The sequence below is a fragment of the Pseudoalteromonas sp. BSi20495 genome, assembly GCF_000241185.1.
Lineage (GTDB): Bacteria > Pseudomonadota > Gammaproteobacteria > Enterobacterales > Alteromonadaceae > Pseudoalteromonas > Pseudoalteromonas fuliginea.
Window position 1 is genome coordinate 75097 of the sequence record NZ_BADY01000069.1, and the last position, 14636, is coordinate 89732.

A 14636-nucleotide genomic window follows, 5' to 3' on the forward strand; every position below is an offset into this window, starting at 1 on the left:
GCTGGGTACAAAAAAGCACTGAATAATTAACCATTCAGTGCTTTTTATCATTTGTTGTTACTACATTAAGTATTAAAACAACAATAATTAATCTTTAAATTGCTTATGGCAATCTTTACAGCCTTTAGCCCATGCGCCAAAAGCTTTACCAATTACGGCCTTATCGCCTGATTGAGCAGCTACTGCTAGCTCATCTGCGTATTGTTGGAATGCAGTTGCTTTTTTCATAAAAGTATCGTTTTCAGCCCAAACAGCAGCAAGTGCCGCTGTATCGCCTTTATCAGTACCTTCGTAAAAAGCTTCCCATGGCATTTTTGAAAGTGCAGCTGCGTTGTTAGCACGCTTTTTAAATTGCTCTGCGTCAAAAGGTACTTTGCCTTTTAGCATTGCACCCATATCGCTTATTTGTACTGAGATCATTGAAAATGCAGCTTGGCGATACTCAATGGCGTCACTTGGCTCTTTAAATGCAGAATTTGCCGATACGCTAAGTGCGCATGTTGCTAGCGCGATTGTTGCTAAGATTTTTTTAAATTTCATATTTGCCCCTGTTAAAGTAATTGTTAATTTTGTTCTACATTAGCTTCTTTGAATGTTCAAGTTAATATATGTGCTTAATAATTGTTTCTTTAACTAAGCATACAATGATTACCCTATCGTTACATCTATTGTCTTTATTGTTAATGACTGTAAACACCTCGTTGTTATTTTGGTTCCTATTGTGTAACTTCCTCTTATCATAAAAATAACTAACAAAGAGAGTTTATGAAAAATAATATTTTTAAAATGTCAGCATTGTCTGCTGCAATAGTGGTTTCACTTTCTGGTTGTGGAAGTAGTGATGACGATAATAAAAATAGTGTACCATTAGTTACTGACGTAGCGCCTAAAGCGAGTGATGTTGTTGTCGTAGATTTAAAGCAATGGATCCCTGTTACTGCAGAATTAAAAGCCAGCGATAACGATGGCGATACACTTACATTTAGCTTCACTGAAAATGGTGAAGAAGTGGCTGCAGAAGATGGCGTATTCACATTTAGTCACGGCACTCTAACTTTAGAGGGAGCATCATTTACTTATGTTCCAATGTTGGATGGTGATGCTGTTATTGATTACACAGTACACGCAAATGGTAAAATGGCTTCTGCGCAAATAAGTATTTCAGGAGTTGTTGGTGATCCATTAGCCAACCAACAATGGCACTTAAATAATACAGGTCAAAAAGCATATTCATTAAGCGATGAAATGAAGCAAGGCTTAATCAATTTATACGTAAATCAATTAGGTAATACCGAAGAAGAAGCGCAAGCAAGAGCTAATGCTAGTTTTTCTACTGCTGAAGAAGAAGGGCTTGTTGCTGGTGAAGATATGAATGTAACAGCCGCTTATGCTCAAGGCATTACAGGTGCTGGTGTAACTGCTGTTGTTGTTGATTCAGGTATGGAAGTTCGCCACGAAGATTTAGTGGATAATGTATTACCAAATCGTTCTTTAAATCTTAACGCTGAAGCGCTGGATCGTACAGATCCTACAAGTACATCAAACAGTGGTGATCACGGAACAAGTGTCGCCGGCTTGATTGCTGCAAAAGGTTGGAATGGCAAAGGCGGCCGTGGTGTGGCACCAGACGCAGGCTTGATCGGAATGAATTACCTTGGTGGAGATAAAGTAGCACAAACAGATTTACTTGTTCATGGTTTCCCTGGTAGTGGTATTAGTACGTCCGAGAATATTTCAGCCTTTAACCGTAGTTACGGTATTACGTTCCCTGCATTCTTTGGCTATTCAGAACTAGATGAAGTAATTGAATCCTACCCTAACCTCAACCTTCGTGATGGTAAAGGTGCGCTAAACATGAAATCTAGCGGTAACTCATTCGTTGATGGTGACAGAGAAGGCTCGTTTTGTATTGATAATGGTGCTAATGAATTAGGTTTAACTTGTTACAATGGTGCTTTTGAGCCAAGCCAAGGTCATCCTTATTATTTAAGTGTTGCTGCAGTAAATGCTAACGGTAAACATACTAGTTATTCTACAGCGGGTGCCAACGTAATGGTGTCGGCTCCAGCGGGTGAATATGGTCGTTTTGCTCCTGCAATGGTAACAACGGATCAAATGACTTGTATTAATGGTTATTCAGGTTTTAATGGTGGCTCTATTGCAGCATGGGCTGCGGCTTACGGTGAAGAGACTGCTGCAAGTCAATATCCATTTAACTACCCAGGTCATGCAGATAATGCAAGCTGTAACTATACTTCGACGTTTAATGGTACATCGTCTGCTGCGCCAAATGCATCGGGTGTGGTATCGTTAATTCTTTCAGCTAATCCTGATTTAACATGGCGTGACGTTCGCCACATCCTAGCGTCAACAAGTACTTTAATTGATGCAGATAATGCTGCTGTTAAATTAGCAATTGGTGAAGGCGAATTTGTTGCTCACGACGGTTGGGTTGAAAATGCTGCAGGTTATAACTTCAACAATTTGTATGGTTTTGGTCGTGCAGATGCTGGTGCCGCGGTTTCTATGGCTAAGGCTTATGATGTTACGTTAGGTGAGCAAGTTATTACTCAATGGAGTGGTGTTGGTTCAACAATTTCTGAAGATGCACTTGCACTAGAAATTCCAGATAACAATGCAACGGGTCTTACACAAGAAATTGAAGTGACTGAAGAGCTAAGCATTGAAGCAATGCAGTTTAAGTTAGATGTAAGCAATGCTGAAATGAGCTTTGGCTTAAGCGATGGTACACAAACTTCAGCCGGTACAGATTTAGCTATTGAAGTTACATCACCAGCGGGTACACGCAGTGTATTACTGTCTTCTAAACAAGCGATGCTATACCCAGCATACAATACTTCAACTGGGTTCAGTAGTGGGTATGTTTTAAAAGATGCAGTAATGCTTTCAAATGCGTTTTATGGTGAGTCGACTAAAGGTACTTGGACAGTTCGTTTACTAGATACAAGTGCAAATAGTTATGCATTTAGTAAAGCCCCTGATAATATCTTTGGTGGCGTAATAACAGGTATTACTAACAATAGCTCAGCGAGTATTTTAGAGGGTGTGTCTTTACGCGCATTCGGTCACGCAGGTCAAGAGTAAGGATTATCAAAATGAAAATAAATAAATTAATAGTATTAAGTACTGCTGCGTGTATTTCTGTAAGCGCTACGGCAAACACAAGCTTTGATGAAAGGATTCAATTACCAAAAAAACAAGTGTCTAGTGTCAAGTATACTAAGGCTGACTTTGGCTCTTATAAGGTAGAGAGAAACTTGCGCCTAGTGCCTTCAAGTGTTGCTGCCGATGAGCATGTAGTTATGCAAAAAGGCGATATGGCGGTTGTAAGCATTGCAAGTACATCTGATTTAGTAACTAAAGGAACTTTAGTACGTAACGTTCTAACTAATAGCTTAAGTACTTTATCAGGTAATATTACGGTACTTTTAAAAGATGGTTTTACTGCTAGCGACATTGCTGTAGCAGCTGGATTAAAAGTGGTGTCTGTATTTCCTGGTACTAAGATTGCCGTTTTAGCTGTGAATGATGGGCAAGATATTTTAGTTTCAGTAGAGCAGTTAAATGCTTCAGGTTATGCTAAAGAAGCCAGAATTGAAGTGCTAGAGACGATTTATACTGCACGATAAGTTATTTAATATAAGCCCCGAGTAACATTAGTTACTCGGTTTTTTTGTGAAAAAGTTAATCGTTTATATCAATATCTGCAAATATCATCCCGCGGCGCATGCTTCTAGTCGCTAAAAACACCTCACCAAGTAACGACATAAATGCGCATATAAGCAAAGCCATTGCTGCTACAAAACAACAGGCAATTGTAACGCCTAAGTTTATAGATTGAATATGCGATAAAAATAACAACATAACCACGGCACATACAAGTAGTGCGCTCAATACACTTAAGCTAAAAGCAAGATGTATACATCGAGAACGCTTTAAAAGGGCGCGCAGCTCTGTAGCGAGTGATTTATTAAAGTCTTCGTCTGTACTTACTTTTAGCTTGCGCTCTAACTGACGTGCTCTATCGGTGATTCGTGCTAAACGATTAGATAAAACACCTAAAGTAGCAGCAATACCCGTGATTAAAAATACAGGGGCAACAGCTGTTTGTATAACCTTAGCCATTGTTAATATATTAATTACGTCGTTATTCATAATTCTCTTTTTACATCTATTACTTTTTCTATACGGATAAGAACAGTAATATAAAAAATAGAATTAGGAAAGTTAAGCATCAGCTCAAATGTACAAGTCATTATAAAAATATAACGATTGTAGATACCATCTCTCAGAACCGAGTACAAACCTAATTTAAAGCTAATGCGGACTGATACCTTGTTTGGTTCTTTATCACCCCAAAACAAATTTGAATTAGCTTTCTCATTGCTGCACCTAACGCTTGCATCTTTGTTTTCCCAGCAGCTAGAAGTCGATTTTTTTGTACTTTAATATCTGGGTTATGGGTTCCAGCACTAACTGCTGCTAAAAATATTTTGGATCGAATTCTTGATGGACCAATTTTACTCAGTGTCGTTCTCCCTTTAAACGAACCTGATTCATTTAGCTTAGGTATTAGGCCAACATATGCTGCAGCTTGCTTAGCTGTTGAAAAGTTTTTAGCTGAAAATAAATAGACTAACTCTCGGGACATTACCTTACCTATACCGATGACACTCATGAGTAAATCATGGTTCTTTTCATGGTAGGACAAGCAGAGATAATAGTATCGATTTCGTTTTCAATCTCTTGAATTTCGTCTTCTATGATCCTAATAATACGAGTAATTGAGAGTAATACTCTATCATGAGCATCGCTGATTTCACTTGCTTCAAGTCGGTTGTTTTCTCTTAAACGATCTTTTTCTAAAAGCGGATAATCTGCGAGTTAAAGCCTTGATATTTCTGGTATTAGCATCATCAGGCTTCCATAAATGAATCAGCTCATTTTGAGCGGCCCCATATCTTGCGAGCATATACGCATCTGACTTGTCAGTTTTATGGATTAATCCTAGTGCTTGCGAAAATTTCTTAGCTTTGCCAGGATTTGAAATAAAGATTTGGAAGCCCATAGTTTATAAATACAGGGCTATTGCTTCATGATAAACCCCTGTGGATTCCATCGTAATGATAATGTCATTAGGCTGACATTTAGATAGCTTCAAGATCCAATCATTGATGGCTAAATAGTCAATATTTCTGTTTTTGAAGCATTTGAATTTGCTGCCGCTCTTGCCTTGATTTAATAATAAACAGAGATCGAGCGTTTCTTTGCTTACATCAATTCCAACATTTAATCTCATATCAATGACTCCACTTGTACATACAGCATCATTAGTAAATCACTAAGTGCTCGGATACCATCCAGTATTAGAGAAAGTAAAATCAGGGGATAATCTACAGTTCAATGTTAAACATTACGTGGTACAACATCCTCACTGATTTTAGAGCTTGGAGATAGCTAATCATCCAAAACCTCAAGATACAAGTGGTGCAGTGATTTTGGCCACCTATCAAGAAAGAAAGGCTATGCTAATAAACATACAAATTTGGGTGAAAAAATGACGAAATTAAAAATGGGGGAGATTACTAATATACAAAGGACTTTTTGTTAAAAGGCTCAATAAATTAGTGCCCATTAGGTTTCTAGGCTTAAGGTGTTTTTACCTTTTGAAAGTATTAAGATTACATCATTAAAATGCAGCTGATACTTTGAAGTGAAACTATAAAGTAATGGCTTACAATTTATTTTCATCACCCTAAGTGAATGTCATATTATTTAACGGGTCAGCTTCTTGAAAAATAAAACTGCTGGGTTAATGTGTCAGCTTAGATCCAATATGTAGCTCTTTTTTAGATTAAAAAAGAGTTGTTAAATTATAGAAGGCTATAGATTAGTTTTAGAGATTGCTAAAGCAATCTCTAAAAGTCGTTCAACTTAAAATGTTGGTAAACCTTCATCGCATTTAGGAGGCTCGGGTGAACAAATGTAACCTGCTGGTGGCTTCCCAAATATCGGGCATGCAATTGCCCCTATGATACCTGGAGGAAGAGCTATTGGTAATGGAACAGGACATACTATTGGTGGGTCAAGTCGACCACCACCAGTTGAGGTAATATGAATCTCTTTTTGTGTATATGCACCACTTTTATGCTTTACTTTAATAGTATGATAACCTTGGTTTAGCGTTTTTGTAGATGTATTAGTATTATTGAGATTTGATATGCTTTTAGTGCCTTTAGTACCCCAGTAAATAGTAAAATCTTGATGTTTTGAATCGAGTTCGTTTACGATGCAATTGCGTAATGAGGTTTGGAGTGTAACTGTATTGCCATTAATGGTTGTCTTAATTATCGGGGATAATGCAGTACTAGGACTTAGTAAATCTTTATAGCCTAAGTTACTACGGTAAAACTGCTTATAATTGCGATTTGATTTATATTGTAGAACTTTTGTTTTCCAAGTTATACCAGCGCGTATATCAGCACTTAGTAAGCCAGCAGTAACTCTTTCATTTACAAAATCACCATCACCATCACCACATCTATTTCCAACGTAACCGAATAATTTTAATGGTATAGAAGGTTGTAAACCTACTTCAGCATAAACAGAGCCCCAATAAAGACGGCCGCGAATTGCCGCATTTATGTAGGGTTCAATTTCGGCTTTTGCAGTAACTTGGTAAGCCAAATTGTCGCTATTTAAAGTTTGGTCCGCGTTATTAAATGACTCACTTTGTTTTACACACTTACTTTTGTCACAAACATAACTAAATGTTCCTTCGCTTAAGAATGGCTTCACCATTCCGATCTCACCTCCTGCAGAAAGCTTTAAATCACCCGTACCAGCACGTACATAAGTTTTTACATCGACTTGTACAGGTATAAATCCGACCATGAAAATGTTGTCATATACTTTAGCTTGAAAAAGTTCAAATTCTTTTCCTTTAAATGTTCGTTCTGCTTTACCATATAGACCCAGAGAGCCTTCGAAGCGGTAATTTAATTTTGAGTCTAAAAAATCAACGCGAACTTTATACTTAATCCCCCATTTCTTCTTGTATCGGTAATCAACTCTTGCAGTCGTATCGGCTTTTACTGAGCCGATAACATCCATTCCCACTGAACCATAAGCCCCTTTGTATAATTCAAAGCTTTTATCAATATCTTTATTTATGCTTTTTTGATATTGCTTTGTGCGGCATTTATATTTTCTAGGACATGAACTTCCATATTCACTGTTTAGTGAATCGCTATCCAAATCTTCATCAACGTCTAGGCCCCACTTTGCAATATAAGCATCAGCTTGAGACTGAGAGGATATAGCATCAGCTTCTGCATCTATGATTGTCAACATACCGGATGACAAGTCGTCAGAAGAACTGATTGAGTTTAATGGAGTGCTAGTATGTTTACTGAAAGTTAATGGAGAATTAAAGTCTTCAACTGTCTCTTGATATGCTTCAAAAGATAGACCAGCATTGTTATACGCATTTTGTGCGCCAGAAGCAGAGTCAATAAAATATAGCTCTTTTTTTATAGTTCTTCCATCGACACTTACATACTCAACTTTACGAATTTCGTAACCTTGCTTATCTAGTGAACCCTGTATTATAGAGCTCCTAACATCAGAGGGCGCTCTTGGCGCAAGGTGATCATTACTGGCAGCAGCCTGAAATGAAAGCAATAAAGTTGCTATTTTTAGGATTGTAACGCTAAATTTCTTCACTTTCTTTTTTCCTTTTTAAAAATGAGTGATGCACAATACCCAACATGGGCACTAAAGTAAATGAATTGTATATTTTTGTTTTTTTCATTGTTTTTTGTTGCGTTTTTGATGCCTGTTAATTTATATGTACGTAATGCTATGATGGCAGTTATTTTACAGAGTTAATATTCTCAACTTTTGCATTCATACGTCGTCGCAAGCAAGGGTAAACTTAAAAAATACTTTGTAGGTACTAAATAAAGGGAACTTCGGCTCTAATGCCGATCATTTAAGAAATAGCTAATAGCACTTGAACGATCTTCTAGGTATGTAAGAATCCGAATTATTTTGTAGAATTCGGATTTTTTTATGCAACTTTCTAACGCTCACGATATTATTAACAACATCAAACCTAATGATGTTGAAATACTCGCAGGTTTACTTCCTTTATTCCGTATAGAAGAAGCCTATGCGCTGACCGAAACCGTTACACCATTAAAATAAAAACTTTAAAATCAATGGTTTGGTTATTAAAGGGTATGGTTATTTATAATGACAAATCTATGGCTGATGTTGTTAACATACTCGATGTTGTTGACCGAAATGGGAAGCCATTTATTGCGCCAAGCGTTTTAACTTAGCGTCGTAAGAGCCTGAATGAAGCCGCCATGAAAGCGTTGTTTGAATGCCCCCAAAGACACTGGCATAGACTACTTTGCTTGGTGTCGATGGTGTTGCTTGGCGTACGGATGACTCCCCCAAAACAACGAGGCCTTTACAAAACCGACCAATATACAATATCCACAAGTCAGAATGGTGTGTCAAATGGAGCTGAGTAGTCATTTAATAACGGGCAACGCTTTGATGATTACAAGGTCAATGAAATGGTGTTGGCTGAAAAGCTTATAGAAACCATACCGGATAACAGTCTCGCTTTATTCTTTAGGGCTTTTACATAAATGGCAAACGATCGGCAGTGAACGTCATTGGTTAATACCACTGAAAAAGAATGTGCAATATAAAGTTATTCAGACATTAGGGCATAGTGATAAATTAGTCCAGCTTAGCAGTAACCCAAGGGCAAGTGAAATGTGACCTACGCTAGCAGATATTGAGGATCTATACAGTCAGCGTTGGGAGATAGAGCTTGGTTATCGTGAAGAAAAGCAATATATGCTCGGTAATCGATTAACATTAAGAAGTCGTCTACCAGCGCTTGTAAAGCAAGAACTGCGGGGAGTGTTGCTGGCTTATAATATGGTGCGATATCAGGTGATAAATATGTGCCACACATTAAAAGGTGATTATTTACCTTACCAACTAAGTTTCAATGGTAGTTTAGCTCAAATAATGAGGCTACTCGTAGGATTGCCTAATCCAACATCTGGCGCAATACCACGTCAATTAAAATACTTGTATGGCATGGCAGAAAGCCTAATTCTAAAGCCCCGAAGAGAGCGAGGTTTTCTTCGTTCAGTCAAGCCAAAACCGCAGCGGTACGCTAGAAATAAAAAAGTCTTGAACGGCATTAGAGCTTTGACTCCCTTTTTACATAGCTTCACAAACTAAATCACAACAGGAGTTATTTTTAGGTATATTTAATTACTTAATAAAAATTAAATACAACAAGGACTTTGACTGATGAAACGTACTCCATTCGCACTTGCTGCATTATCGCTAGCTATTTTAAGTGGCTGTAATCAAGCCCCTGAAGAAACCAAAAAAAATAATACACAAGTTAAAACGGTTCAAGTAGCCCAAGCTATTGCCCCAGTTGCTAAAAAAGTGCCTCATGAGATGACTATTCATGGTGACACACGTGTAGATAATTACTATTGGTTACGTGATGACGAACGTAAAGCGCCAGAGGTGATTAACTATTTAGAAGCTGAAAATACATACACAGATGCAATGCTTGCACATACCAAAACGCTGCAAAGTGAATTGTTTGAAGAGCTAAAAGGGCGTATCCAAAAAGACGATGATTCAGTCCCAGTTAAAAACGGTGATTATTTTTACTCAACGCAAACACGCGGCGATAACGAGTACACTACTTACTTACGCAGCAGCGATTTTGCAGGTACGGATCAGCAAGTTATTTTAGATGTAAATGAGCTTGCGAAAGGCCATGATTATTATGCAGTAAGTGGCTTAAATGTAAGTCCGAATGGCAATTTAATGGCTTATGGCGAAGATACTGTTAGCCGTCGTATTTATAGTATAAAAATAAAAGATTTAACAACCGGTAAATTACTCGAAGATACACTTGAGGGCACCAACGGCGGTATAGTTTGGGCAAACGATAATAAAACTGTTTATTACATTAAAAAAGATTTACAAACTCTACTAGGTTACCAAGTGTATCGTCATACATTAGGTACATCGCAAGCTGATGATGAGCTAATTTACGAAGAAACTGATACCAGTTACTACATGGGTATGAGTAAAAGCAAAGATGAGTCAGAGATTTATATTTGGCACAGTAGCACGGCTGCATCAGGCGTATCTGTATTAAGTGCTGATGATACTAAGGCAATGCCTAAACGCTTAATTGAACGCGAAGCTGGGCTGGAATATGAAATTTCGAAGTTAGGAAATACTTACTACATTGTAACTAATTTAAACGCAGTAAATTTTCAGCTAATGAAAGTGGATGTTGATAAAGCGGGTAACAAAGCTAATTGGCAAAGTGTGATCCCAGCGCGTGATAATGTCAAACTAGAGGGCATTGATTTATTTGGTAACTACCTAGTATATCAAGAACGTGAAATGGGTCAGTCAAAACTTATTGCTCGCAATTTAAAAACAGGTAAAGAGTTACCACTGAGCTTTAACGACAGCGCTTATACAATTAGCACTTATGGCAATAATGAGATTGATAGCGATACGTTACGTGTTTACTACACAAGCATGACAACGCCTGATTCATCATACGATGTAAATTTAGCAACAGGCAACAAAACATTACTTAAACAACAAACTGTATTGGGCGACTTTAGTGCTGACAACTATGCCTCAGAGCGCATTTTTGTAACTGCGCGTGACGGTATAAAAGTACCGGTAAGTTTGGTTTATCGTAAAGATGCGTTTAAAAAAGACGGTACAAATCCATTGCTGCAGTACGGTTATGGTTCGTACGGGGCAACGATGGATCCAACGTTCTCCAGCTCACGCTTGAGCTTGTTAGACCGTGGCTTTGTATTTGCCATTGCTCATGTTCGAGGCTCGCAAATGTTAGGTCGTCCTTGGTACGAAGACGGTAAATTACTGACAAAAAAGAACACGTTTAATGACTTTGTGGATGTAACCAAAGAATTAGTGACTCAGAAGTATGGTGCAAAAGGGGAAATATTTGCTCGAGGTGGAAGTGCTGGCGGCTTATTAATGGGCGCTGTAGCAAACCAAGCACCAGAGCTTTATAAAGGCATGGTTGCTGCGGTGCCATTTGTCGATGTAGTAACCACTATGCTAGATGCGAGTATTCCGCTTACCACAAACGAGTATGGCGAATGGGGTAACCCGAACGAAAAGGCCTATTACGATTACATGCTATCTTACTCGCCATACGATCAAGTCTCTAAGCAAGCATATCCTAATATGCTAGTAACGACAGGCTTGCACGATTCACAAGTTCAATACTTTGAGCCTGCAAAATGGGTTGCAAAACTTCGTGATTATAAAACGGATAACAATAAATTACTGTTTAAAATAGATATGGAAGCAGGGCACGGTGGTGCATCGGGTCGCTTTAAGCGCTTAGAAGATACCGCATTCTATTATGCGTTTATTCTTGATTTAGCAGGTATTAAAAAGTAACGAACCTGTTGAGCTAAAACAGGTCATTATGTGAATATAAAGTGCTTCTTAAAGAAGCACTTTTTTTTGTGGTAGGTTAAAACTAAATATAGTGCCTTTACCAAGTTCACTGTGTACATTAATTTCGCTGTCCATCAGTTTCAATAACCCCCGACATATAGCTAGCCCTAAGCCGCCTTGCTGACGACCCGCTTTATTTGAATTAGTGGCTTGATAGTGAGGATTAAAAATAGCACTCAGTTCATCTTGTTTTATTCCAACGCCAGTATCTGAAACATGCACGAATAGCTGATTGTCGCCACTGCGCTTTACATGCACTGCAATGCTACCACCGCTAGGCGTATGCCTAATAGCGTTGTCAATTAAGTTACTTAATACGCGTTCTAATTTTGCGATATCGGCTACAACAGGGAAATCACAAATTGCAGGTTCTACCGATAAATGAATACCCTTTTTATTTACAGCTAAGCTAAATTTAGCAATGCAGTCATAAATTAACTCGCCTAAATTAAAGGTTTCTTTATTTATGTTTATTTCGCCATTTTCTAAATGGGCAAGTTCAAATATTTGCTCTATGAGTAATTTTAATTGTCCGCAATTATTAAGCGACACTTGTAAGTATTCTTGTTGTTCTTTTTGACTTAATTGCTCACCAGATTGATTTAAAACCTCTAAAAATCCTTGCAATGATGCAAGTGGTGTACGTAGGTCGTGCGATAAGTGAGTGAGTAACTCTTTGCGTTGTTTATCGCTCTCTTCAAGTGCTTTAAATTGCTCATTAATGCGGGTAAGCATTGCTTGAATACTGCGACCCAAACTATGTACTTCATTGCTTTTTTGTGTTGAATAGTTACTTAGCTTGGTGTCGGTAAGGCTGTAATTAGCTGCTTCGATATTGCTTACATCACGGGCTAAACGCTGTATTGGATTGGTGAAAAAACGCAGTAAAATTAGCATTGCAATGAGTAAAAAGGCTAAAGCGGAGCCAAGCCATAAAGCGGCTAGCCATAGCCTGTCATTATTTTTTATAGTATTGAGGGAGGTATCGTAGGCTTCACCGCCAATAATTACATATAGGTAACCTTGTAACTTGTCGTGATTAAATACAGGCGCAACCGAAAATATTTTTTGTTGGTCTTTATTGCGCGGATTATCACCATAGATAGGTGCTGCTTTAGGGTCATTAATGAGCTTTTTTAAAGGCGCTAAATCGATATAGTTACGCTTAACTTTTCCTGGTTTTGCTGAGTAAGTAAGAATTTTTCCGGTTTCGTCTACAAAATAAAATTCAAACGCAGGACCTAATAGCATTAAAGTATGAAAAAGGTTTTCGAGCGCTTTATAGTCGTAAACACCTTCTTTTATCAATGGGTTATCTTGTACTAAATGCTCAGCTAACACTAAATGCAGATTTTGCTCACCATGGTGTTTTGAAGTAAGTTCTAATTGTTTGCTCCAGCCATAAACAAGTGCACAAATAAAACAAAATATAACAACTAACGATATGGCTAATTTTTGGTACAAAGATAATTTCATAATAGGAGTCTTAATTTAGTTGGCTAGGGTTTAGTTTATAACCCACACCCCAAACTGTTTCTATAATGGGCATTTTCTGGTGCTCTTCTAGCTTGGCGCGTAAGCGGTTTATGTGCGAATTAACTGTGTGCTCGTAACCACTATGTTGATATCCCCATACTTTATCGAGTAATTGTTGGCGACTAAAAACATGACTAGGGTGGCGTGCAAAATAAACAAGTAAATCAAATTCGGTGGCGGTAAGGTTGAGTGCTTGCTTGCCTAAATAAACTTGGTGCGAACTGAACTCAATGTGGAGTGAGCCTACGTTTAGCGTTTGTTCGCTATCAACGGGTGAGTTATCGTTATTCTGACTGGCAAGTAATTGTGCTCTGTGGCGCAGTTGGGTCTTTACTCTGGCTTGTAACTCACGCGCAAAAAATGGTTTACAAATATAATCATCTGCGCCCATTTCAAGACCAATCACTCTGTCCATATCGCTACTGAGCGCGGTCAGTAAAATCACAGAGGTAGTAGGATAATGTTCTTTTATTTTTCGGCATAAACTCAAACCATCCATTTGCGGTAAGTTTATATCGAGTAAAATGAGTCCGTAGGGGTGCTTAGCTATTTTTTTTAAAGCAAGCTCGGCACTCACAACATGATCAACATGTAAGTTAAGTGAAGTAAGCTGCGTGGTAATTAATTTACCTATTTCTCTGTCGTCTTCTACTACTAATAATTTTTCGTGACGCATGTATAACCTCGTAAAAAGGGGGGCATCCGTGCTCCCTTACTTCCCCATTACAAGCTGGTATGTCAACGCGTAAATATCGTTAATATTAATTACTGAGTTCGAGTAATGACAACTTTCGCCAATGGATTATCAAATTTATGTTCAGGGCTTAGCACTGAACTTGATAGCCCGTCTTCATTAGTAACTACACCAGGGTGTCTTGCTACAAAATCAACATCATCGCGGGCTTCATTAAAGCCTTCGCCGTCATCCACAGGACCCGGTAATGTACCAGCTGATTCTGTATTTGCTTCCGTACCTGCATCATAAGCAACGGTGGTGCGCATAATAGACTCACCAACGGCTAATGTAGATACATCTACAGCACTAAGACCGGTAAACCCATCATTTGTATTCACCATCATAGTGGCAACCGATAGTTTTAGTACTTCAAGCGTGTCGGTAGTAATCGTGATTGTGGTATTTGCACCAGGTCCAACTGGACCTTCACTCGATGCATTAGCAATACCATTTTCAAATGTAAGGAGTTGGCTGTTATCCCCGCCTTCAGCCATTGTTTCTAATGCCACTGATGAAGGACTGCCTATTTGCCATAGCGTACCTTCATGGTGTGCAATAACGGCAACTGGTGAAAATGGTTGACCAGCAGTTAAATTACTTACAGTAACGTTAAATTCATAGCTGGTAGCTGTCGGTGCTGGTGTTGGTGCAACTACTTGATCAGGCTCGTTGCTATCATTGTCGCCACATGCTGCAAGAGTAGTTGCAAGCGCTAGTATTAAAGCGCTTTTTTAAAGTTTTTAAAAGATGACATTATAGCGCT

The 14636-nt window shown here is 38.4% G+C and carries 9 protein-coding genes and 3 pseudogenes; 4 read left to right on the forward strand and 8 right to left on the reverse strand.

Annotated features, from left to right (window positions below):
• Positions 1-87: 87 nt before the first annotated feature.
• Complete coding sequence (locus P20495_RS10795) at positions 88-540, reverse strand: cytochrome c (protein ID WP_008136102.1); 453 nt, start codon at positions 538-540, stop codon at positions 88-90.
• Positions 541-765: 225 nt separating this feature from the next.
• Here P20495_RS10795 and P20495_RS10790 point away from each other — a divergent pair, with 225 nt between their 5' ends.
• Together P20495_RS10790 and P20495_RS10785 are read left to right on the forward strand one after the other, a co-directional pair.
• Positions 766-3105, forward strand: coding sequence for a S8 family serine peptidase (locus P20495_RS10790; RefSeq protein WP_008136103.1), 2340 nt, complete (start codon positions 766-768; stop codon positions 3103-3105).
• Positions 3106-3116: 11 nt separating this feature from the next.
• A complete protein-coding gene (locus P20495_RS10785) occupies positions 3117-3650 on the forward strand; it encodes a hypothetical protein (protein WP_008136104.1) in 534 nt (177 codons plus the stop codon).
• A gap of 55 nt (positions 3651-3705) precedes the next feature.
• On the opposite strand, the gene P20495_RS10780 is transcribed toward P20495_RS10785, so the two are convergent.
• The 4 genes and pseudogenes from P20495_RS10780 to P20495_RS10775 all read right to left on the reverse strand — a co-directional run bounded on the left by P20495_RS10780 (position 3706) and on the right by P20495_RS10775 (position 7746).
• Positions 3706-4176, reverse strand: a complete 471-nt coding sequence (locus P20495_RS10780) for a DUF2721 domain-containing protein (RefSeq protein ID WP_008136105.1) — start codon at positions 4174-4176, stop codon at positions 3706-3708.
• A 151-nt stretch (positions 4177-4327) separates the two neighbouring features.
• Positions 4328-4699 carry an IS110 family transposase gene (locus P20495_RS22715; protein ID WP_008136106.1) on the reverse strand — a complete coding sequence of 124 codons (372 nt, stop codon included), beginning with the start codon at positions 4697-4699 and terminating at the stop codon, positions 4328-4330.
• A 150-nt stretch (positions 4700-4849) separates the two neighbouring features.
• Positions 4850-5320 (reverse strand): annotated as a pseudogene (locus P20495_RS22720) (transposase).
• 635 nt (positions 5321-5955) lie between these two features.
• On the reverse strand, positions 5956-7746 hold the full coding sequence (locus P20495_RS10775) for a hypothetical protein (RefSeq protein WP_008136108.1): 1791 nt from the start codon (positions 7744-7746) through the stop codon (positions 5956-5958).
• Positions 7747-8094: 348 nt separating this feature from the next.
• On the opposite strand from P20495_RS10775, the pseudogene P20495_RS20515 reads away from it, so the two are divergent.
• A pseudogene (locus P20495_RS20515) lies at positions 8095-9294 on the forward strand (transposase).
• 72 nt (positions 9295-9366) lie between these two features.
• Positions 9367-11541, forward strand: coding sequence for a S9 family peptidase (locus P20495_RS10770; protein ID WP_008136111.1), 2175 nt, complete (start codon positions 9367-9369; stop codon positions 11539-11541).
• Positions 11542-11589: 48 nt separating this feature from the next.
• On the opposite strand, the gene P20495_RS10765 is transcribed toward P20495_RS10770, so the two are convergent.
• From P20495_RS10765 to P20495_RS20520, 3 genes and pseudogenes are all read right to left on the reverse strand, one after another.
• Positions 11590-13077, reverse strand: a complete 1488-nt coding sequence (locus tag P20495_RS10765; RefSeq protein WP_008136112.1) for a cell wall metabolism sensor histidine kinase WalK — start codon at positions 13075-13077, stop codon at positions 11590-11592.
• Between the two features lie 10 nt (positions 13078-13087).
• Positions 13088-13813, reverse strand: a complete 726-nt coding sequence (locus P20495_RS10760) for a response regulator transcription factor (RefSeq protein ID WP_007377304.1) — start codon at positions 13811-13813, stop codon at positions 13088-13090.
• Positions 13814-13902: 89 nt separating this feature from the next.
• A pseudogene (locus P20495_RS20520) lies at positions 13903-14627 on the reverse strand (spondin domain-containing protein).
• Positions 14628-14636: the final 9 nt, after the last annotated feature.

Bases quoted from the DNA above. Each gene is read 5' to 3' on its own strand.
- P20495_RS10770 (WP_008136111.1), top strand. From the start codon at position 9,367: ATGAAACGTACTCCATTCGCACTTGCTGCATTATCGCTAGCTATTTTA.
- P20495_RS10795 (WP_008136102.1), bottom strand. From the start codon at position 540: ATGAAATTTAAAAAAATCTTAGCAACAATCGCGCTAGCAACATGCGCA.
- P20495_RS10765 (WP_008136112.1), bottom strand. From the start codon at position 13,077: ATGAAATTATCTTTGTACCAAAAATTAGCCATATCGTTAGTTGTTATA.
- P20495_RS10780 (WP_008136105.1), bottom strand. From the start codon at position 4,176: ATGAATAACGACGTAATTAATATATTAACAATGGCTAAGGTTATACAA.
- P20495_RS22715 (WP_008136106.1), bottom strand. From the start codon at position 4,699: ATGAGTGTCATCGGTATAGGTAAGGTAATGTCCCGAGAGTTAGTCTAT.
- P20495_RS10785 (WP_008136104.1), top strand. From the start codon at position 3,117: ATGAAAATAAATAAATTAATAGTATTAAGTACTGCTGCGTGTATTTCT.
- P20495_RS10790 (WP_008136103.1), top strand. From the start codon at position 766: ATGAAAAATAATATTTTTAAAATGTCAGCATTGTCTGCTGCAATAGTG.
- P20495_RS10760 (WP_007377304.1), bottom strand. From the start codon at position 13,813: ATGCGTCACGAAAAATTATTAGTAGTAGAAGACGACAGAGAAATAGGT.